The following is a 19,047-nucleotide window of genomic DNA, read 5'->3' on the forward strand; positions in this document are numbered from 1 at the left end:
CATGGAAATCATCGCAAAGTTCCTCGAAAAAAATGGTTTGGTGGTGGCTTTCCTCTTGGTGGGTATCATCATTTATGTGTCAGGCATTATCTCTGATAAGTTTACCAACAAAAAAATCCCTGCTTCGGCTATCGCCATTCTTATGGGTTTGGTTTTGGCCTATATCGGTGGCGTTTATACCAAAGGTGAAAAAGGCATTGCCGACATCAAAATATTCTCGGGCTTTGGCACAATGGGCGGTTCAATGCTACGTGACTTTGCCATTGTCTCGACTGCTATGGGTGCAAGTTTTATTGTCATGAAACGCACAGGTTGGGTTGGGGCATTATCACTTTTCTTGGGCATTGTTTTATCGTTTTTAGGTGGAGTTGTAGTGGCATTGCTCGGTGGTTATACCGATGCTATTAGCCTCACCACCATCGGTGCGGGTGCGTGTACATATATCGTAGGTCCTGTAACGGGTGCAGCCATCGGAGCAAACTCTGATGTGATGGCTTTGAGCATTGCAGCGGGTGTAGTGAAAGCCGTAGCCGTAACGATTGGCACACCATTTATTGCCAAATACATAGGCCTAAACAACCCACATACAGCCATGGTTTTTGGTGGACTGATGGGAACAACCAGTGGTGTAACGGCAGGTTTAGCAGCCACCGACTCTAAATTAGTGCCTTACGGAGCATTAACGGCCACTTTCTACACAGGTCTGGGCTGTCTGTTCTGTCCTTCGGTTTTGTTTTTACTAATGAAAATGATATTTGGATGATAAAAAAGTACCAATTCTCTTCAAATTTCATTCAGAGTTAGTAATGTAACTGTCCATAAATTGAATAGAAATGGTAATTTTTTATAGGTTTTATTTTGAAGGAGTTAAATACTAAGTTACGAGTCATATCATACCTATTCAGATCTTCATTTCACTTTCAAGAATTTTTTAGAATACATTTTTTCTGAATTCTCAACTAACAAAAAGTAAGACCCTGCTGAAAGTGTTTGAATATCGAGTTTGATGCTATTCCATCCGTTAGTTAATGCAATATAGGCTGATTTATACACAGATTTACCAGCAATATTTACAATGGATAGACTGACGAATGATGATTTTGACGCATAAATTTCAATCTTTAGATTATCTTCTACAGGGTTGGGAGAAAGCTTTAATTTTTGATTAATTTCTTCTTCATTTAAGCCCAAAACTTGCGGTTTTATGGTTACTTGAGTAGGAGCAGAAGTAATCGTGCAGCCCTCTGCATTTGTTATTCTGAGTGTATAATTGCCATTTTCGCTAACTGTATAGCTACTATTGGTAGCATTGGCGATTGGGTTATTGTCTTTAAACCATTGAAAACTCAAGCCAGTTGTAGCAGTTGTAGATAATATAGTTGTTTTGCCAAAATCTACTTCTGTACCATTACTTGATTGTATTTGTGGTGGAGTTAGCGTGATTTTTACCAACTTTATCTCATTTGAAATTGGACTTTCACAGCCTTCGGCATTACGAATAACTGCTGTATATGCAGCTGTTGTTTCTTTAGCATTTATTTTATTGGTTTGCAAATTGAGTGAAGTACCATTGTAATACCACATGACTTGTTCGCCTGTTTTGAGGCTCACCGCCAACTCGGTTTGTGAGCCTTCGCAAAATCTGAAATTAGTGGTTGAGGTAATAACAGGCTTGGTAGGTTGAGGCAATTTTACCAGTTTTACTTCATCCGACTCTAAACTATTACACCCATCAGCCCCTCTGATACTGACGGTATATCCGCCAGAAGTTTCATTGGCATTAATTTTACCTGTTCTGTTATCTAAAGGAACACCTCTATAATACCAAATTGCCTGCTCGCCCGTTTTGAGACTGACTGATAATTCAGTCTGTGAGCCTTCGCAAACCTTAAAATTATTGATTGAAGTAATAACTGGTTTGGCAGGAACTGTAGTACAATTTACGTTAGTGTTTAGTAAGGTTCGCATGGTGGCTTTATCTCTCGTTGCCAATCTAAATGGCTTCGCAAGCGACATCGTAAGTCCATTACGTATTTCTACTGCTACATTACTTTCGGCACGTTTCAGGTTATGATTCAAATAGGCCATTTCATCGTCCGATAATAGTTTTTCAGAAACCACAATCGTTGCCATCGTAAATTGTTTCTGGCTCTGGGTAAAATCAGGCACACGATTGCCCATTTGAGCAATAAAATCATTGATAGTATAATAGTTGAAATCCGTTTTAGGATAAATCGAACCCAATGGATATTTACTTTGGTCTTTAAATATTATCGCTTGACTCTTAACCTCAGAGGCAGGAATTAACCCCATAAGATATAATTCCCATTCATTAAAAATATCATCTTCCGCTTTATTTTTAGCTACTAATCGATACGAATTTCCTTCTTCAACAAAATTATTATGAAAATCGCCACCTGCTCCGCCAGCACCACCAATGCTTATGCCCATCACACCACTGGCTATATTACTTGCGGGCATGTGAGGCACCCCATCTTTCAGAAAACTGTTTTTTGCATAATTTATCCACTGATGCCCTGTCTCGTGGTTAAAACCATTATTGATACCATCAAAAATAGATAATTGTGGAGCATAATTAAAACCTTTGAGTCTTGCAGCACTACCATATTGGTCGCCTGCATTAAGGTTGCTTTGTCCGATTCCTTGTACCGAATTTCTTAACGAAGAATGAAAACGGTTATCTATATAACCCGGAACCAAAATAAAATTTAGAAAATCATACTCATCTCGGTGATACTTATAAAATTCTTTGGCAAGAACCGCTTCATTGGCAAAATTTTTAGAACCAACATCGTCCGTGATGTTAAATATATAATCCGTAAATTGAATGTTATTATTGATTTTTCTGATAGTTGGCGATGGCATTGCAGCAGTCCGAATTTCTGTAAAAATATTAAATCGTAGTTGCTGTACGCCGTTTTCGAATAGATAAATATAGCCTAATACTTTATCATGATTCCAGCCCGCACTTGGTTTACTTATCGTAATACTGTACGTTCCATCACCAGCTATTTTATCGCCATTTGTGGCATTATCAAGGAGCTTGGTACGAGTAGTGCTACCATCAAACTCAAATTCGATAGATGAGGGGGTACCTCCCGTAATAATCGCTTCTAAAAGAAAATTAGCGGTATTAGCATTTAGTACAGCAGGAGATTTTCTGACAGTTTTTATCGAAACCGCATTTGGCCGCATATTTTTTGCACTTTGATTGGCCATATCAATATCGCATTGAGCGATGTGTCCAATATGCTGTGCAAATAGACTACTGGTACTAAAGAACAAGAAGAATAAAAACAGTTTAGGCATAATAAATTTGTTTTTAAAATTACAAATTATATTTCACAACCAAACTCCTAATTTTCATAGAAGTACCTTGCCAATAGTTTGGAGTAATTCCTGAGCTAATGACAGGGTAAAAATTAATAAAATACGAGTAAATATTATTATCTATTGTTTCGGTAGTTGGTATATTCGTGGTTTGTAGAGTTGTTGAATTGATGCCACTTGTTGTAATAAACAAGAGATTAGAAATACTTCCTGTCGTATGATTCTTTTTGTAAAAGGCCATAGCAATATCTGCCACGGCAGAATTATCAATTACATACGATATGATATTGCTTATAACAGACCCTTGTGGTAAATTAATACCCATCGAGAAGTCGCTATCTGAGCCTGTATTTCCATACGCATCACGATTATTAAATTGTATCAGATTATTTAATGCACTATTATCCGCAGTAGCTAATTGATATGCTCCGTAAGCCATAACTTGTGGTACACCCGTACTCAAAGTACCGTTTACATCGGCAAAAACTTGTCTAACGCCTGTCCCTGCCAAACCCGACGAACGTATATTTCCCGACACATGCAATTTTTCTAATGGATCCGTCGCTCCGATTCCAACATTTCCACCATCTGTTATGCTTAATCTTTCCAATAAATCTTGTGTATTGGTTCCTGCAAAAGTATAAAAACCCATACGGGCAGATTGCGAAGTAACACCAATCGATTTAATAGCTCCCGTAAAATAACTACCCGTTTTGAAATACATATCGTTTGTAATATTGGTAGCTAAAGTCGAAGTATTTTCTAATCTCATTTTTTCGGTTTCAGTACCACTCAAATGTAGCCTTGCCGATGGTGTAACAGTCCCCATGCCAATATTGCCATTATGGTCTATGAGCATTTTTGCGGTTTGTAGAGCCGTACCATTTTGGGTAGTATAAAACACCATTCTTGTTCCATTACCCGTGCTTGTCCATGACTCAGAGGTCCAAAATCCGATACTTGTTCTTGTGGGAGTGAATGCACTATTGGCATAGCCACCCGCACCAATCCTGAAAAGTTCAGTACTCGTAACAGTATTACTTGGCGAAGCAGCCGTACCCGAAGCAGCCCTACCTGTAATTATCGCACTTGTATTGCCATATTGATTCAACTCTATGTCGTTTTGATAAGTATCCGTATTTTTTTTCAAGGAAGTAGGTGTGATAGAAACTGATTGCCCCCAAGCAAAATTGATTACGGAAACGAATATAATAAGTAGTCTTTTCATGACTATAAAGGTTTAATGAGTTTAATAATTAGAAATATTACGGCACACTTCTTCCAATCGTCTTCTTGAAATCACAAACTCTGACCCATCTTTAAGCAAAATTTTCTTGGATGAAGTATCTATTTCGCTAAAAAATGGAGATTAATAATACACGATTTATTAACTCGAACGAATGAAAAAGTAAGGCTGTCTTGATAATTTTTAAGCGAATACGACATCACTTGGGTTTTGCCACTTTGCATATAAAATACCGTGTAATTGATGTCGGCCTCCAGTCTTATGATTTGTTTGGGAGCATCGTTGAGTAGGGTTTGATGCTTTCTGGATAGTTTATTTTTCATGACTTTCGTTTTTAGATAATTTATTCTACAAAATTGAGAAAGTATATCTTAGCCGTCAATCGAATAAATATATGGTTTTTAGTAGCCTAACAAAGGTAGAAGTTTGTCAGAGAGGCTTATTATGGGTTTACTCTGCGAATGAAAATGATGTGTGTCTAATTGTAGGACAAGTTTCCAAATGTCAGTTGCCGAGAATAAAAACAATAAAAGTTCGACTCCTCCAGAGTCGGAAAATCTCTCCTATTCTTTCTCCCTGAATTTCATTTAGGGCTATTCAAGTTTGACCACCAAGTGGTCAGTTTTTTGTAGGGCAAGTTTCCAACTTGTCTGTTGCCGAGAAATATTTACTCTGATTTGTTATCAATAAAAAAGCTCCTAAATCAGTGATTTAAGGGCTTTTCATAAAATATCTTTTATTAATTTCAGGAGAACATTCTTCTGTTTGGTACTTTCTTCAGATTTATCATAAATCGTTACCAAATAAATATCAGTTCCTTCTTTGGTCTGATTTATTAAGTATGTAATTACCCTAAAACCTCCACTTTTTCCACTTCCTTTACTCTCCACGGCCACACGAATTTTGTATAAACCTGCCCCTAAAGATTCTCCCAAAGTTGGGTTTTTGAGCAATTCATTAACTAAAGTATCTACCTCACCTCCAAGCGAGGCGAACTTCTTGGCAAATCGTTTGTAGTTTCGTTCAAAATGAGGTGTAACAATTACTTCATTTTTCATTAACCATTTCTTTTTTGAGTTCAGCAAATGTTTTTCGTGGTAATTTTCCATCACGAATTTGCTTCACTTCTTCCAAACCCTTTTCAATAGCTTTTAGTGAAACTTCTACGGTTTCGTCATTTTCAATGAGAAGTTTTACCTCTTTTTGCACCTTCTTTGGCAATGCCTTATAAACCTCATAGAATCCCTGTGCTGCACTCATGATATTCTGTTAGTAAATGTGTTAGTGACTCCGCTCTTATCGGTTTCAAATCTATAAAAATTTCAATTAAAACCAAATAAAAAAAGCTCCTAAATCAATGATTTAAGAGCTTCTAAGTACCCGGAGCCGGCAAATAAATCAACTCCATAAATATCTGACTTTAAGCACTTTGCATAGTATTATCTGTAAATTGTTAGTAATGGTGTTAGCATGGAACCAAAATTCTGCCTAAAATTAAATAGCCTCTTGAATGAACATAAATCATTTTATCCTTGTTTTGTTTATAGGAACAGATGTATTATTTCTACAATAGTATGAGCAAATATTTTTTATTTATTTTCTTTTTAATTTCTCAAGCTGGGTTTTCACAAATCGACTTACCTCATCTATCATTAGACCAAATATCAACAAGTATAGTTGTTCTATATGACAATGAATGTAGATTATCTGGCACGGGAACATTAATAAGTCATGATAACCGATATTTCATAATTACAGCCAAACACGTTGCTTCAAATTTAAGTAATCATGCACAAGTTGTCTTTTCTTTTAGAAAAGATAGCGTTCCAATTAAGATAGATATAATTTTCATAAGCAAAAACTTGCCAACAATTTGGACACATCATCCAAAAGCAGATATCTCTTCTTTGGAAGTAGAACCAATTAATAAAGACTGGGAACAGTTTTTATTACAAATTGCTATTAATTCCATACGTATTCCAAAATCGTTAGATGCACTAATGAGAGGTGATGAAACTTATTTTTATGGATTTCCTAATTTTGACATCAATTCACCAAAGATATCGCCTGTAAGTTTTTCTGCCGAAATATCAAGTATAATAAATTCAACTAAGATATTTGAATCAAGAGTATTTGAGTCATTACAAACTAATGAATACGTTGAATACTTTTATTTAGACAAACCCAGTATGCAGGGAGCAAGTGGTTCAAGCGTTTTTGTTAGGGCAACGAAGTCTGGTTCGGGGATAATGAGAAGTCATTTTAGTATGACTGCAATGATTGGAGTTATCACTCATACTCACTCAGATAATACAGGAGGAAAACTGGGAGTAGTAATGCCTTGTTATTATATATGGGATTTAATTTCTAAATAAGATGTGACTAAAATCAAATTCCAGCAAAAACAAAAGTATCGAGACTATTCTTTTAACCTTGATTAATAAATTTAAAAGAAACTTCAACTTCGGTCATTATAGCAACAAACTTTTATAATTCGTGAGTTTTAGTATTCAAAATAACAAATTTGTATTTTGAGATATTCTAAATAATAATCATTTTGCCCCAATCATATCAATAGCTTTTTCAAGAATTCCAATCATTCTATCTTTATCTTTTATAATATTCTCTTTTTCTTGAATAATGTTTTCTTTCTCTTTTATCTTATCTTGAAGTTGTTTAATCTTAGTCTTTAAGGAATCAATCTCTCTTGATTTTCTGCGATAGTCTTCAATTTCTTCTTCGTCTCTTTGGTCGTCTTCTTCTTTTAATTTTTCGACTTGTTTCGCTAATTTTTTACTTAAATTATAATAATATTCAAAATCCTCCTTAAAATCGACCGGATTCTCTTTATCATAGTTTAAAACGCTACTAACCGACATCTCAAAAATTTCTGCAATTTTTTCTAATCTTTCAACGGATATTTCCGTAAGTCCACGTTCTACACGTCCATAATTGCTTGGGGCTAATCCAAGTTTTTCGGCTACGTCTTCTTGCTTCAACCCCTTAGCGAGACGTATAGCTTTAATATTTGCATAAATCTTATTCATAATACAAAAATCAGAATTTATATTTTATAGATAAAATCATATTTTGCACATTTAAAATTTGCATTTTTTAAATTTAAATTCAATATTTGCACAAACAAAAACTAACATTATGCAAAATAAAACATTAACTCCAATTTCTCAGCTGATTAATGAATCTCTAAAATCAGTCATGCTACCTAATACTGAATTTAAACCTAATGCCATGTTTTACTCAACTATTGGCATTAATAAACACCGATTTGCAAAAATTATGCGAAATGAAGTAGAGCCAACACGGATTGAAATAAAGGCTTTATCAGACTACTTTAAGATAAATCCAAAAGACCTTTTTTAGACATTCACCCTTAGAAATACAAAAAGCCCTTTCCTATTGCAGTAGGTCGGGGCTTGTAAACTTAAATTTTAACTTTAAACACTCAAATATATGGATAATCCATTTATTATCAATCAAGTATCGTATCTCCAATGGATACGCCGACAGTCAGAAAGTAAAAGCGGTGAAGTTTCTGTTTATATAACTATCACCTGTAATGGTCAAAAGGCACAGTTTAATTCATTTGTAAAAGGTCAAGAAAAGCAATGGAACGCAAAGAAAAAGTGCTTTAATGGCGTTGAAAACGAGCCAATAAACGCCAAACTAAGGTTAATCACTTCGACCTTACAACAAATTGAACTCCAATTATCTGCAAGCAACCAAGAAGTAACAGCCAAAACAATCATTGAAGCCTACAAAAGTAAGTTAGAAAGCAAAATTATTAAAGCAGATAAAACACCTCCATTCTTGAAGGTTTTAGATGCGTATTTACAACGCCAAAACGAATATGGAAATAAGCACCAAACTAAAAAGAATCATAATACTTACCGTAGGCATTTAATTACTTTTCTAAAGCAATCCAAAAAGGAAAATATTAAATGTCAAGATTTTGACTATGATTTAGCTGAAGAATTTAAGCTATTCATGTTTAGGAACAAGAGTGGCAATAATCACACAAGCCGTGTTCTTGGACTTGTGAAAAGAGTATTAGATTTTGCTATTATCAAAAAATACATTCCTAATAATCAACTCACAGCCCTACGCCTAAAGTTCGATGAAAGAATCAATACTACATCGTTGGATATTGAGCATTTAGAACGCCTGCAAAACCACGCATTTACACCACGATTAGAAAAGATTGTCGATATGTTTCTGTTTATGTGTGGCACAGGAATCGACCATTGTGACTATGCACGACTAACAAATGATAACTACTATTTAGAAAACGGTAGGCATTTTATTAAGCAAGAAAGGCAAAAATCGGGTTCGGAAGCCGATGCCTTAATGCTAAATTTTGCCATTAAGATTTTGGACAAATACAAAAGCATTAACGACCTCCCAAAGTGTAGTTTGACCGAACTAAACCGAGAACTTAAAGAAGCTGCAAAAATCGTTGGTATCTACATTCGTCTAACCTCCAAGATAGCCCGAAAAACATACGCTAATCACTTAGCTAATATTTCGGGTTTCTCCGATGAAAATATAGCCTATTTCATGGGTCACAAAACTACAAAGCATCTGAAACACTATCGAAAAATCAAGAAAAACAGGGTGTTCAACGAACTTTCAAAAATTGATAATAATCTATTATAAACCACTCAAAGCACTACCACAATGATAAGCAAAATAGATGCTCAAACAATAGAGCCAACACCTTCAAACATGGCAAATTTGGTTGAAAAGTATAATATTTTAGTCGAGTTATATGGAATGTCTGTCCATTGTCAGCTAAAGTACCAAGAACTATACGAATCAAATTTTGATGAATGTAGAATATTGAAAGAGCATAATACAGCCCTTTTGATACAAGCGGATAAAATACAGGAATTTAACCAAATAAGACTTTAATCAAAAAAGCCCTATTCGACGGCATGAATAGGGCTTTACACTAATCTATCAAATCTTTAGCTTTTCAAATATATGAGCAAAAATAATGATAATCAACTATTTCAAGATAAAGAAGAATTAGCAAAACGCTTTATCCGTGTAGGCGATGAATACATGAAAGAAGTATTTATACCTGATAAAGATGGGAAATTACACCGTAATTATGTAAAAAGAGACAAAGGAACTGTGCAAGACGATTTGGGCAAAAATAGTGACTTTTTTAGGTCAATTAAGAAATATGAAGGTTTTTGTCTTGTGCCTTCACACATACGCTACCAACAAGTAGTGCAAGGATTTTTTAATGAATATTATAAGATTTCACACGAACCAAAAGAAGGCAAGTTTGATGCTATTTTAGATTATCTAAATCATGTATTTGGTAATAAAATAGACTTTATTTTAGACTATTTGCAAATACTATATATGAAACCGACACAACGACTACCAATATTATTATTGGAATCAAAAGAGCGAGGAACGGGCAAAAGTACCTTTGGGAACTTGCTTAAATTAATGTTTCAAGATAATACCGCCAAACTTGGAAACGCTGAATTAGAAAGTGATTTCAACTCTATTTGGGTCAAACGATTAGCCATTATTGTAGATGAAACCTCTTTAGAAAAGAATGGCATAATGCAAATGCTTAAACGCTTCAGTACTGAAACAGGCAAAATAACCGCCAACGAAAAAAACAAAGCCCAAAAGCAAATTGACTTTTTCGGCAAATTTATCTTTTTAAGCAATGAAGAAGGCAAAGCCCTACCAATAGAAAAAGGTGAAACAAGATTTGCAGTTTTTAAAGTACCAACATTTGCAGAAAAAGGGATAAAAGAAAACCCAAACATTGAAGCGGATTTTATGAATGAAATGCCTGCTTTCTTATACTTTTTAACTAACCGCAAATTAGTACACGAAGAAGCTGGAAGAATGTATTTTGCACCCGAAGCATACCACACCGACCAACTCCAATACTATTTTGATAATAGTCTAACCGCCACAGGTAAAGCGATTAGAGACCTAATGATAGAATCATTTAACTACTTCGATGAAGAAAACGAACTTAGGTATTCTGTAAGTAACCTGTATGACGAACTTGAAGACCGATTTAGGTTTTTAGACCGTTCAAAAATCAAACGCTCACTAATCGAAGAATTTGGACTAACAGAACAAAAGAAAAACCGATATTCTTTCCATAGCCTAAAACGAGCCGAAAGAACTAAAGAAGGTAATTTCTTCCCCGAAAACGAAAATAATTGGCATTTCATTTTCAAAAGAGAATCATTTATAAAGCCTTAAAATCCTACTTTTTCATTTCTAAATGTGATTCTCCTGGCGGTAAAGTAGTAAAGCTGAATCACAGATTTTCAAATAAAATAACTGACTATGAAATTAATACTTTCACTTTTTCAAGGAATAGGAATGTTGGATAATGGATTTACTGAAAACGGTTTTTGTGTTGTTGCTGCACCCGAAAAACTACTTAGTGGGGACATTAGAAACTTTAAAGGAATGATAGGCAAATTCGATGGTATAATTGGCGGTAGTCCATGCCAAGATTTTAGCTTATTGAATCGAACACCTAAAGGCAATTCTATTGAAATGCTATGGCATTTTTGCCGTATTGTTAATGAGTGCAAGCCTAATTGGTTTCTCTTAGAAAATGTTCTACAAGTGCCAACGGTAGCAATCGACGGCTATCATGTTCAACGGTTTAATTTATCACCTAACGATTTAGGATTTGAACAAAGTAGAAATAGAACTTTCCAATTTGGTAGTCTTGACGGTATGATTTTAAATGTTTTCGACTTCAAAAAGTCAGATACAAAACAAAGAATTGTGCTTGCATCTGAAGGCAAAAAACAAGACCGTAGAAAGTTTGATGATTTTTGCAAATTACAGGGGTTCAATACTACACCCGAATTAGATTCATTTACACGTTCTGCTAAATATCAAGCCGTAGGTAATGGCGTACATTTAGGCGTATCCTATGTGATTGCTAAAGCTATTTGGGACGTGGCGACTTCTACGAATCCTAAAACAATTCACAATACGAAAGTTTGTGTTTGCGGTTGTGGAAGGATAACCACCAACAAAAAGAAAAGTGCAACCGATGCGTGTAGAAAAAGACTACAAAAGAACCGTGAAAGAGCTTTATTTCAATATAACTCGATTAGGGACGGTAAAGCGTGAAAGTACCTGGTATATGTACGCTCAGGAGATTCACAAAACCACATTTTCTTAAATATTGGAAAAGTACAATTAATTTCCAAAAAAGCCGATTTTGTTCCAAAATAAAAAGTGCTTGGAACACATTTGGAACAACAAAAAGACAAGAAAATGATTGGTTTATATTTTTCTTAAAATCTTGGAACATTGGAACAAATGACAATAAGTATTTAATAATCAATTAATTATACTGTTCCAAATATGTTCCAAAAGTGTTCCAAAGTTCCAAAAAAAATACCAAAAATGTCTTTGTTCCAAATGTTCCAAAAAAACAGCTATATCACGCCAAAACGCATTAAATTCTATTACCGCTAAAAGAAAAGTACAATGTTTATAAATAAATCAGACATCGAAGAAGTAAAGCAATATTCTATTATTGACTATCTAAACAGTAATGGAATACATCCATTTAAAGAAGTTGGCAGGCAAATGGTGTATTATTCACCATTAACCAACGAGAAAACAGCATCGTTTTTGGTCGAACCAAACAAGAACGTATTCAATGATTATTCAAGCGGTCAAAAAGGCGATATAATTCGATTAGTTGAACTAATTGAACAAATACCTTTCATTGAAGCAGTCAAGCGAATACAGAGCCTAAAAAGCACCTGTTTTGCACCTAATAGCAACGTTACAGAGAAGTATCCGAGACGTGAAAACAACGTTTCTGATTTATCTTTTTCTTTTAGCGGTAATAACACTATCAAGGAATCAAAGATTGAAATAAAGAGCGTTCAATCAATTACAAACCCTTCATTGATTCAATATATAGAACAACGAGGAATCAATATAGATTTAGGCAAAATCTATTTAAAAGAAATACACTTCAGCAATAACGGCAAAAGGTATTTTGCAGTAGGCTTTCAGAATAATAGTGGTGGTTATGAATTGAGAAATGCCTTAAAGTTTAAAGCCAAGACCGCTAACGGAATAACCGTATTTGATAAAGGCACAAAAACTGTTAATTTATTTGAAGGATTCTTCGATTTTCTTTCAGCACTTCAGTACTATAATACCAAAGCATTTAATAATACTACTATTGTACTTAATACTAATAACAATCTACAATTATTCTTAAAGACCCTAACCGATAATCAAATTATCAATTCTTTTCTTGATAACGACAAAAGTGGTCAATCTACTGTAAATCAATTGATTAACAAAGGTTATAGCGTAGTAAATCAGTCTCAAAAACTATACCCTAATAGTAAGGACTTTAACGATTATCTGTTAGGAAAACCCATAGAAACCGTTTAACGGATTTCATACCAATATCAAACGTATTTTATAACTATTAACAAACCAATATATTCCAATGGAAAAGAAAAAATGTAAACAATGTGGCAAAAGTTTTGAAGCTAAAAGAAGTGATTCTCTTTATTGCTCAAACACCTGTAAACAACAGGCACACCACAAAAGAGCGACTGAAAAAAGCCCTTCACCTAATAAAGACCAAGAAATGACTGTGTTTTATTTAGATGAATACCAAAATTTAAACTGGGAAAACTTCGATATAATCACTTTTTGTTTTTTAAGGAGGAATTTAAAAGGCAATGTTTCTCAAGATGAAATTAATCATTACATCAATGCTGTTGTGTGGGACGATACCGATTGGAGAGTAAAGTATGATACCATCAGACGAACTAAAGCATTTGCCGATTTTCAAGAAAGATTTTTAAGTGGTGAGATTCAAGTTTTATCCAAAAAAGAAATTGAATCAGAGGCTTAAAATCTGTGTTACTAACGCTATTACTAACAATTCTGATTTTTGAGAAATAAAAAAACCGTAATTGCTTAATTATCAGCATATTACGGTTTTTTTTGATACTTAGAGTACCCGGAGCCGGAGTCGAACCGGCACGAGTGTAACCTCATTGGTGTTTGAGACCAACGCGTCTACCAATTCCGCCATCCGGGCAAATCGCTTTGGGACTGCAAAGGTAGAATTTAATTTTTCAAATCCAAAACTCAACCCAAGAAATTTTCAAAAATATTTTAATGTTTTTTGCTGTAAGCAATTAGCAATTAGCTTTTAGGCTGATAATCAGCAACTTAGCTTTTAAACAAAAAAATGGGATGCCGAAACAACCCATTTTTCAATAGTAAGTAAAATATTATCTTTCAATAAAATCCTTCTTGACTATGGTCTATCGACTATCGTCAGTGGAATTAAATTCTAATAATTTCTGCACCAATCGCATTCAAACGTTTGTCGATATCTTGGTAGCCACGGTCAATTTGCTCAATGTTATCAATCGTACTTGTACCATCGGCCGAAAGTGCTGCAATCAACAACGAAACCCCCGCACGAATATCAGGCGATGTCATTCTGATTCCACGCAAATTATGCTCACGGTTCAAACCAATCACGTTGGCACGGTGCGGGTCGCACAAAATGATTTGAGCCCCCATTTCAATCAATTTATCGACAAAGAATAAGCGGCTTTCAAACATTTTTTGGTGAATCAATACCGCACCTTTGGCTTGAATAGCCGTTACCAAAATAATCGAAATCAAATCAGGTGTAAATCCTGGCCACGGAGCATCATAAATCGTCAGAATCGAGCCATCAATCAATGAACTGATTTCGTAGTGAGTCTGAGCAGGAATATGAATATCATCGCCACGGAATTCCATCTTAATTCCCAATTTCTTGAATACATCAGGAATAATACCGAGTTCTGGAATCTGACAGTTTTTAATCGTAATCTCTGATTGGGTCATGGCCGCTAAACCAATGAAGCTACCAATCTCAATCATATCTGGTAGCATCGTATGCTCGCAACCGCCCAATTCGCTCACTCCTTCAATCGTGAGGAGATTTGAGCCAACTCCGCTGATTTTTGCTCCCATACGGTTGAGCATCTTGCACAATTGTTGTAGATACGGCTCACAAGCGGCGTTATAAATGGTGGTCGTGCCTTCGGCCATTGCGGCAGCCATCAAAACGTTGGCTGTTCCTGTTACCGAAATTTCGTCCATCCAAACATACGCACCTTTCATTTTAGAACCATCTACTGTGTAGAAAGCATCGTTCGGGTCGTAGATAAATTCGGCACCGAGTTTCTGAAAACCAGTAAAGTGCGTATCCAACGGACGACGACCAATTTTATCTCCACCTGGGCGAGGAGCTTTTCCTTTGCCAAAACGTGCCAACATCGGCCCCAAGAGCATGATTGAGCCACGCAATGAAGCTGCTTTGTCTTTGTATTCGGCTGTCTCGAAGTATTCAAAGTTCACGGCATCGGCTTGAAAACGGTATGAGCCATCGCCTACTTTATTGCGACTTACGCCCATATCTTCGAGCAATTCCATGAGTTTGTTTACATCACGGATATTCGGAATATTATGAATCGTTACGGGTTCTTTGGTCATCAAAACGGCACACAAAATCTGTAATGCTTCGTTTTTTGCTCCCTGCGGAATAATCTCTCCTTTAAGTTTTCGTCCTCCTGTAATTTTAAAAGATGCCATTTTATGGAATTAAGAATTGAGAATGTAGAATTGAGAATGAGAAAAGGAGTATATAGAATCAGGAAACCTTAGTTTCAATAATTCTTAATTCTCAATTTTTAATTCTCAATTGTGCGTCAGCACTTATCTCGGTCTGCGGTTATTGTTATTTTTATTATTGTTGTTTCTATCGTTACGGTCGTTTTTGTAATTGCCGTTGCCGAAATTTTTGTTGCGGTCGTTACGGTCATTACCACGATTACGGTCACGATTGTCACGGTCGCCACCACGATTATCTCTAAACTGGTAGTTATTTCCGCCCTGCGACTGATTTTGTTGTGTACGTTGGCGATTGCTGCTGCCATCTCTCGGCGATGATTCCATCAAACCATCACGACGAAGCTCGTCGATTTCCTTTTGAAGTTTAAAGCCTGATAATTCGAGAATCTGTTGTAAACAATCGGCCGTTTCGATGGTGTCTTTGTTCCAAACTTGGAAGAAACTCTTCATTAAGCGTACCATGTACGAAATAAAAGCCTTGCGTTCGTCGTAATCTTGCGTAATCATGGCTTTTACTACCAATAATTCTAAATTTCGGCCATACAAACGGTGTTTTAGCTGATGCTGATTGTACGGAACGGTCATTGGTTTTTTACCCAAAATCTCTTTTGGTGGTGGCGGAAATGGACTGTCAACATCCAAATCAAAATTGGCAATGATATAAAGGTCATCCCAAAGTTTTTTAGAATAATCAATTCCCTCACGCATATTTGGGTGAATCTGACGCATCAACTCAATCAAAATATGGGCATATTTTGTGCGTTGTTCACGGTCAGGCAGACTCACGATGTAGTCTGTTAGTTTTTGTATATTACTTCCGTATTCTTTCACAGTGTATATTTTTGTCGATAGTCTTTCAAGGAGCTATGACAGATTTAAGTTTAAATGTCGTTAATCTAAAAAAGAATGTTAATTGATTTGTGGACTGTGGACAGTTGACCGTGGACTATTTAAAGCAAAAGTAACAAAAAATAACCTTTGGGTTAAATTTTTCTCTAATTTTGAACAAAATTTCAAAAAAAGTATTTCGATGCACTTCAAAAAAGCTGCTTTTTGTCTGATAATCTACGCTTTTCTAAGCGGATGTAATAAAAAGGTAACCCAACAAATAGTTTCAAAACCTACTGGTCCAAAACGTGAATTTCGTGGAGTTTGGATAGCAACCGTCGATAATATTGACTGGCCAAGCCGAAAAGGTCTGAGTTCGGAATCCCAACAACAAGAATTTAGAACCATACTCGATAAGCAAAAAAGCTATGGAATGAACGCTGTTTTGGTACAAGTGCGTGCCGCAGCCGATGCTTTTTATGCTCGTGGCAAAGAACCGTGGTCAGAATGGCTTTCGGGCGAACAAGGCAAAGCTCCCGAACCCTACTACGACCCAATGGTGTTTATGATTCAAGAAACCCACCAACGAGGTTTGGAGTTTCATGCGTGGCTCAATATGAATCGTGGCGTACATAAGGCATCAAAGAGCATCATGGACGAACACATAACAAAAACCAAACCCGAATGGTTTTTGACTTATGGTGGCTATAAATTATTTAATTTGGGCATTCCCGAAGTCCGTGATTATATAACGGATGTGGTCGTGACAATCGTACGTAACTACGATGTTGATGGCATTCATTTCGACGATTATTTTTATCCCTACACCGAGCCAAATCAGAAACTACGAGACGAAGATACTTTCAGAAAATATAGTAATGGCTTCAAAAATATAGAAGATTGGCGACGTTATAATGTGGATATGGTCGTAAAAAATGTCAGTGAGGCCATTAAACGAGAAAAACCAAAAGTAAAATTTGGAATAAGCCCATCAGCAGTTTGGCGAAATGCTTCAACTGACCCAATTGGTTCGGCCACACAAGGCGGACAACCTTCGTATGATAATTTATATGCCGATACCCGCAAATGGGCAAAAGAGGGCTGGCTGGATTACATCACGCCACAGATTTATTTCAGCTTTGAGTTTGATAAAGTTCCGTACAAAACCATGACCGATTGGTGGACAAAGAATTCGTTTGGTCGCCATCTTTATATCGGACACGGCGTGTATCGTGTAAAAGCTGGTAGTAAAGAAATTGGTTGGGATAAGGCCAATCAGATTCCTCGTCAGATTCGATACAATCGTACTAAACCGCAGATTTCGGGTAGTATGTATTTTAGTTCTAAGCAGGTCATCAATAATGAATTATCGGTCAACGATTCTCTAAAAAAACTTTATTACTATCCTGCTTTGATGCCAACAATGCCGTGGAAAGATAAAATTCCACCAAATGCTCCGCAGAATGTAAAGATTCGTAAAATTGCTGATTTGGGTGTAGCTATCACTTGGGAAGCCCCAGCAACTCCTCCCAAAGATGGCGACGAAGTAAATGCGTTTGTGGTGTATCGTTTTGAAGAAAATGAACAAATAAACCTCGAAAATCCAGCAAGAATCTTACAGATTGTGAGAAACGAAGGAATTTTGAGTTGCACTGATAAAACACTCAATCAAGAGAAAAACTATGTTTATGTTGTTACGGCACTCGACCGCTTGCAGAATGAAAGTGCCATGAGTAATGTGGCGAAGTTGAAATGATTTTTCGGCCCTTCGGCTTCGCTCAGGCACCGAAAAATGCCCCACTTGGATACCCAAAATAGAGTAAAGCCTTAGCTGGTGCCTGAGCGAATCGGACAGCCGACGCTGTCGAAGGCCCAACTAAGGCTTTCTCGTACTCCAAAAACTGGCCAAAAGTGAGCCGTTGGTATTCATAATTGGGCCAAAAAGTGCTGGAGCGATACCGACTGTGGCGAGTTTTCCCATTGCTTTGGCCAAACCCGATGCTAAACCTGCATTTTGTAGGCCAACTTCGATGGCTACGGTTCGGCAATCTTGCTCGGGTAATTTGAATAATCTTGCTCCCCAATAACCCAAAACAAAACCACCGATATTATGCAAAAACGTAGCAAAAACTAAAGCCAAACCAACGGTTTGTAATGATTTTTGACCTGCTGCCGTAATAATTACAATAATCAAAGCAATGCCCGCCATTGAGATGATTGGTAGCACTTTTTGCAGCCACTCGCCTCTTCCTTTCAGTAATTTTGTGAGTAAAAAGCCAATTCCAACTGGCACAATTATCATTTTTGAAATATCGAGAGTCATGCTCCAAAAATCAATTTCGATGAATTGACCACCCAACATTTTCATCAAAAAAGGTGTCATAATCGGTGCAAGCAGCGTAGCAAACGAAGTAATCGTGATTGATAAAGCAACATTGGCTTTAGCAATATACGACATCACATTGGAAGCCAAACCACTGGGCGAACAACCCACTAAAATAACTCCAGCAGCAATTTCAGGTGGAAAATTGAAACTTTTGGCGATAGCAAAGCCCAGAAATGGCATAATCGTAAACTGGCAAACCAAACCCACCACAACGGCTTTCGGCATTTTGATTACACCCATAAAATCATCGTAAGTCATGGTTGTTCCCATACCAAACATGATAATTTGCAACAGCGGAATGATTAACTCTTTTAACTGAAAACCATTGATTTCGGTAAAATATTGGGGAAAGAAATAAGCAACAGTAGCCGCTACGACGATACAAAGCGTGTAAGTATAATTTTTCATGAAACTTTATAGGGTTGAAGAAATAGTCCACGGTCGATAGACGACGGTCAACAGTGAATTAAAATTTTGAATATCAATTTATTGCAAAGATAAATTTATCTATGTAATGAGACTAAAGGAA

General features: G+C 36.2%; 19 protein-coding genes and 1 tRNA gene. 10 read left to right on the forward strand and 10 right to left on the reverse strand.

Translation table 11 applies throughout. The annotated features are described in order from the left end of the window. Nucleotide 1 precedes the first annotated feature (1 nt). Nucleotides 2-763 carry a malonate transporter subunit MadM gene (gene madM, locus IEX65_RS01120; RefSeq protein ID WP_188763782.1) on the forward strand — a complete coding sequence of 254 codons (762 nt, stop codon included), beginning with the start codon at nt 2-4 and terminating at the stop codon, nt 761-763. A gap of 146 nt (nt 764-909) precedes the next feature. Here the strand turns inward: madM and IEX65_RS01125 are convergent, their stop codons facing one another. From IEX65_RS01125 to IEX65_RS01145, 5 genes are all read right to left on the reverse strand, one after another. Continuing rightward, a complete protein-coding gene (locus tag IEX65_RS01125; RefSeq protein ID WP_188763783.1) occupies nt 910-3,330 on the reverse strand; it encodes a T9SS type A sorting domain-containing protein in 2,421 nt (806 codons plus the stop codon). A 19-nt stretch (nt 3,331-3,349) separates the two neighbouring features. Continuing rightward, entirely contained in the window at nt 3,350-4,579 is a 1,230-nt protein-coding gene (locus IEX65_RS01130; protein WP_188763785.1) for a hypothetical protein, read from the reverse strand. Between the two features lie 119 nt (nt 4,580-4,698). Beyond that, nucleotides 4,699-4,920, reverse strand: coding sequence for a LytTR family transcriptional regulator DNA-binding domain-containing protein (locus IEX65_RS01135; protein ID WP_188763787.1), 222 nt, complete (start codon nt 4,918-4,920; stop codon nt 4,699-4,701). 399 nt (nt 4,921-5,319) lie between these two features. Next, the gene (locus IEX65_RS01140; protein ID WP_188763789.1) at nt 5,320-5,655 is read right to left on the reverse strand and encodes a type II toxin-antitoxin system RelE/ParE family toxin; all 336 of its coding nucleotides are present in this window, start codon (nt 5,653-5,655) and stop codon (nt 5,320-5,322) included. After that, the gene (locus IEX65_RS01145; RefSeq protein ID WP_188763791.1) at nt 5,645-5,857 is read right to left on the reverse strand and encodes a hypothetical protein; all 213 of its coding nucleotides are present in this window, start codon (nt 5,855-5,857) and stop codon (nt 5,645-5,647) included. Before IEX65_RS01145 ends, IEX65_RS01140 begins: the two co-directional genes overlap by 11 nt. Nucleotides 5,858-6,171: 314 nt before the next feature. Between IEX65_RS01145 and IEX65_RS01150 the strand changes: the two genes are divergently transcribed. After that, on the forward strand, nt 6,172-6,972 hold the full coding sequence (locus tag IEX65_RS01150; RefSeq protein ID WP_188763793.1) for a trypsin-like serine protease: 801 nt from the start codon (nt 6,172-6,174) through the stop codon (nt 6,970-6,972). 177 nt (nt 6,973-7,149) lie between these two features. Here IEX65_RS01150 and IEX65_RS01155 read toward each other — a convergent pair whose 3' ends face one another. Then, nucleotides 7,150-7,644: a helix-turn-helix domain-containing protein gene (locus IEX65_RS01155; protein WP_188763794.1), complete on the reverse strand. Its 495-nt coding sequence runs from the start codon at nt 7,642-7,644 to the stop codon at nt 7,150-7,152. 109 nt (nt 7,645-7,753) lie between these two features. Here IEX65_RS01155 and IEX65_RS01160 point away from each other — a divergent pair, with 109 nt between their 5' ends. From IEX65_RS01160 to IEX65_RS01190, 7 genes are all read left to right on the forward strand, one after another. Then, the gene (locus IEX65_RS01160) at nt 7,754-7,978 is read left to right on the forward strand and encodes a hypothetical protein (RefSeq protein ID WP_188763796.1); all 225 of its coding nucleotides are present in this window, start codon (nt 7,754-7,756) and stop codon (nt 7,976-7,978) included. 90 nt (nt 7,979-8,068) lie between these two features. Continuing rightward, nucleotides 8,069-9,271 (forward strand): phage integrase SAM-like domain-containing protein, encoded by a 1,203-nt coding sequence (locus tag IEX65_RS01165; protein ID WP_188763798.1) that lies wholly within the window; start codon nt 8,069-8,071, stop codon nt 9,269-9,271. Between the two features lie 21 nt (nt 9,272-9,292). Beyond that, nucleotides 9,293-9,526, forward strand: a complete 234-nt coding sequence (locus tag IEX65_RS01170; RefSeq protein ID WP_188763800.1) for a hypothetical protein — start codon at nt 9,293-9,295, stop codon at nt 9,524-9,526. A gap of 72 nt (nt 9,527-9,598) precedes the next feature. Further along, complete coding sequence (locus IEX65_RS01175; protein ID WP_188763802.1) at nt 9,599-10,861, forward strand: primase-helicase family protein; 1,263 nt, start codon at nt 9,599-9,601, stop codon at nt 10,859-10,861. 87 nt (nt 10,862-10,948) lie between these two features. Further along, entirely contained in the window at nt 10,949-11,755 is an 807-nt protein-coding gene (locus IEX65_RS01180) for a DNA cytosine methyltransferase (RefSeq protein ID WP_188763804.1), read from the forward strand. 363 nt (nt 11,756-12,118) lie between these two features. Beyond that, entirely contained in the window at nt 12,119-13,048 is a 930-nt protein-coding gene (locus IEX65_RS01185) for a DUF8464 domain-containing protein (protein WP_188763806.1), read from the forward strand. Nucleotides 13,049-13,106: 58 nt separating this feature from the next. Beyond that, nucleotides 13,107-13,520: a hypothetical protein gene (locus IEX65_RS01190; protein ID WP_188763808.1), complete on the forward strand. Its 414-nt coding sequence runs from the start codon at nt 13,107-13,109 to the stop codon at nt 13,518-13,520. 105 nt (nt 13,521-13,625) lie between these two features. On the opposite strand, the gene IEX65_RS01195 is transcribed toward IEX65_RS01190, so the two are convergent. The 3 genes from IEX65_RS01195 to IEX65_RS01205 form a co-directional block, all read right to left on the reverse strand. Further along, nucleotides 13,626-13,709: transfer RNA gene (locus IEX65_RS01195), tRNA-Leu, on the reverse strand. A 251-nt stretch (nt 13,710-13,960) separates the two neighbouring features. Continuing rightward, the gene (gene murA, locus IEX65_RS01200; protein WP_188763809.1) at nt 13,961-15,265 is read right to left on the reverse strand and encodes a UDP-N-acetylglucosamine 1-carboxyvinyltransferase; all 1,305 of its coding nucleotides are present in this window, start codon (nt 15,263-15,265) and stop codon (nt 13,961-13,963) included. Nucleotides 15,266-15,388: 123 nt separating this feature from the next. Further along, on the reverse strand, nt 15,389-16,135 hold the full coding sequence (locus IEX65_RS01205) for a DUF4290 domain-containing protein (protein ID WP_188763811.1): 747 nt from the start codon (nt 16,133-16,135) through the stop codon (nt 15,389-15,391). Nucleotides 16,136-16,334: 199 nt separating this feature from the next. Between IEX65_RS01205 and IEX65_RS01210 the strand changes: the two genes are divergently transcribed. Continuing rightward, nucleotides 16,335-17,888 (forward strand): glycoside hydrolase family 10-like protein, encoded by a 1,554-nt coding sequence (locus IEX65_RS01210; RefSeq protein WP_188763812.1) that lies wholly within the window; start codon nt 16,335-16,337, stop codon nt 17,886-17,888. A 120-nt stretch (nt 17,889-18,008) separates the two neighbouring features. Here IEX65_RS01210 and IEX65_RS01215 read toward each other — a convergent pair whose 3' ends face one another. Next, nucleotides 18,009-18,926 (reverse strand): bile acid:sodium symporter family protein, encoded by a 918-nt coding sequence (locus tag IEX65_RS01215; protein ID WP_188763814.1) that lies wholly within the window; start codon nt 18,924-18,926, stop codon nt 18,009-18,011. Nucleotides 18,927-19,047: the final 121 nt, after the last annotated feature.

This window comes from Emticicia aquatilis (genome assembly GCF_014644295.1).
In the GTDB taxonomy this organism is placed as follows: Bacteria; Bacteroidota; Bacteroidia; order Cytophagales; family Spirosomataceae; genus Emticicia; species Emticicia aquatilis.

Bases quoted from the DNA above. Each gene is read 5' to 3' on its own strand.
- madM (WP_188763782.1), top strand. From the start codon at position 2: ATGGAAATCATCGCAAAGTTCCTCGAAAAAAATGGTTTGGTGGTGGCT.
- IEX65_RS01125 (WP_188763783.1), bottom strand. From the start codon at position 3,330: ATGCCTAAACTGTTTTTATTCTTCTTGTTCTTTAGTACCAGTAGTCTA.
- IEX65_RS01130 (WP_188763785.1), bottom strand. From the start codon at position 4,579: ATGAAAAGACTACTTATTATATTCGTTTCCGTAATCAATTTTGCTTGG.
- IEX65_RS01135 (WP_188763787.1), bottom strand. From the start codon at position 4,920: ATGAAAAATAAACTATCCAGAAAGCATCAAACCCTACTCAACGATGCT.
- IEX65_RS01140 (WP_188763789.1), bottom strand. From the start codon at position 5,655: ATGAAAAATGAAGTAATTGTTACACCTCATTTTGAACGAAACTACAAA.
- IEX65_RS01145 (WP_188763791.1), bottom strand. From the start codon at position 5,857: ATGAGTGCAGCACAGGGATTCTATGAGGTTTATAAGGCATTGCCAAAG.
- IEX65_RS01150 (WP_188763793.1), top strand. From the start codon at position 6,172: ATGAGCAAATATTTTTTATTTATTTTCTTTTTAATTTCTCAAGCTGGG.
- IEX65_RS01155 (WP_188763794.1), bottom strand. From the start codon at position 7,644: ATGAATAAGATTTATGCAAATATTAAAGCTATACGTCTCGCTAAGGGG.
- IEX65_RS01160 (WP_188763796.1), top strand. From the start codon at position 7,754: ATGCAAAATAAAACATTAACTCCAATTTCTCAGCTGATTAATGAATCT.
- IEX65_RS01165 (WP_188763798.1), top strand. From the start codon at position 8,069: ATGGATAATCCATTTATTATCAATCAAGTATCGTATCTCCAATGGATA.
- IEX65_RS01170 (WP_188763800.1), top strand. From the start codon at position 9,293: ATGATAAGCAAAATAGATGCTCAAACAATAGAGCCAACACCTTCAAAC.
- IEX65_RS01175 (WP_188763802.1), top strand. From the start codon at position 9,599: ATGAGCAAAAATAATGATAATCAACTATTTCAAGATAAAGAAGAATTA.
- IEX65_RS01180 (WP_188763804.1), top strand. From the start codon at position 10,949: ATGAAATTAATACTTTCACTTTTTCAAGGAATAGGAATGTTGGATAAT.
- IEX65_RS01185 (WP_188763806.1), top strand. From the start codon at position 12,119: ATGTTTATAAATAAATCAGACATCGAAGAAGTAAAGCAATATTCTATT.
- IEX65_RS01190 (WP_188763808.1), top strand. From the start codon at position 13,107: ATGGAAAAGAAAAAATGTAAACAATGTGGCAAAAGTTTTGAAGCTAAA.
- murA (WP_188763809.1), bottom strand. From the start codon at position 15,265: ATGGCATCTTTTAAAATTACAGGAGGACGAAAACTTAAAGGAGAGATT.
- IEX65_RS01210 (WP_188763812.1), top strand. From the start codon at position 16,335: ATGCACTTCAAAAAAGCTGCTTTTTGTCTGATAATCTACGCTTTTCTA.
- IEX65_RS01215 (WP_188763814.1), bottom strand. From the start codon at position 18,926: ATGAAAAATTATACTTACACGCTTTGTATCGTCGTAGCGGCTACTGTT.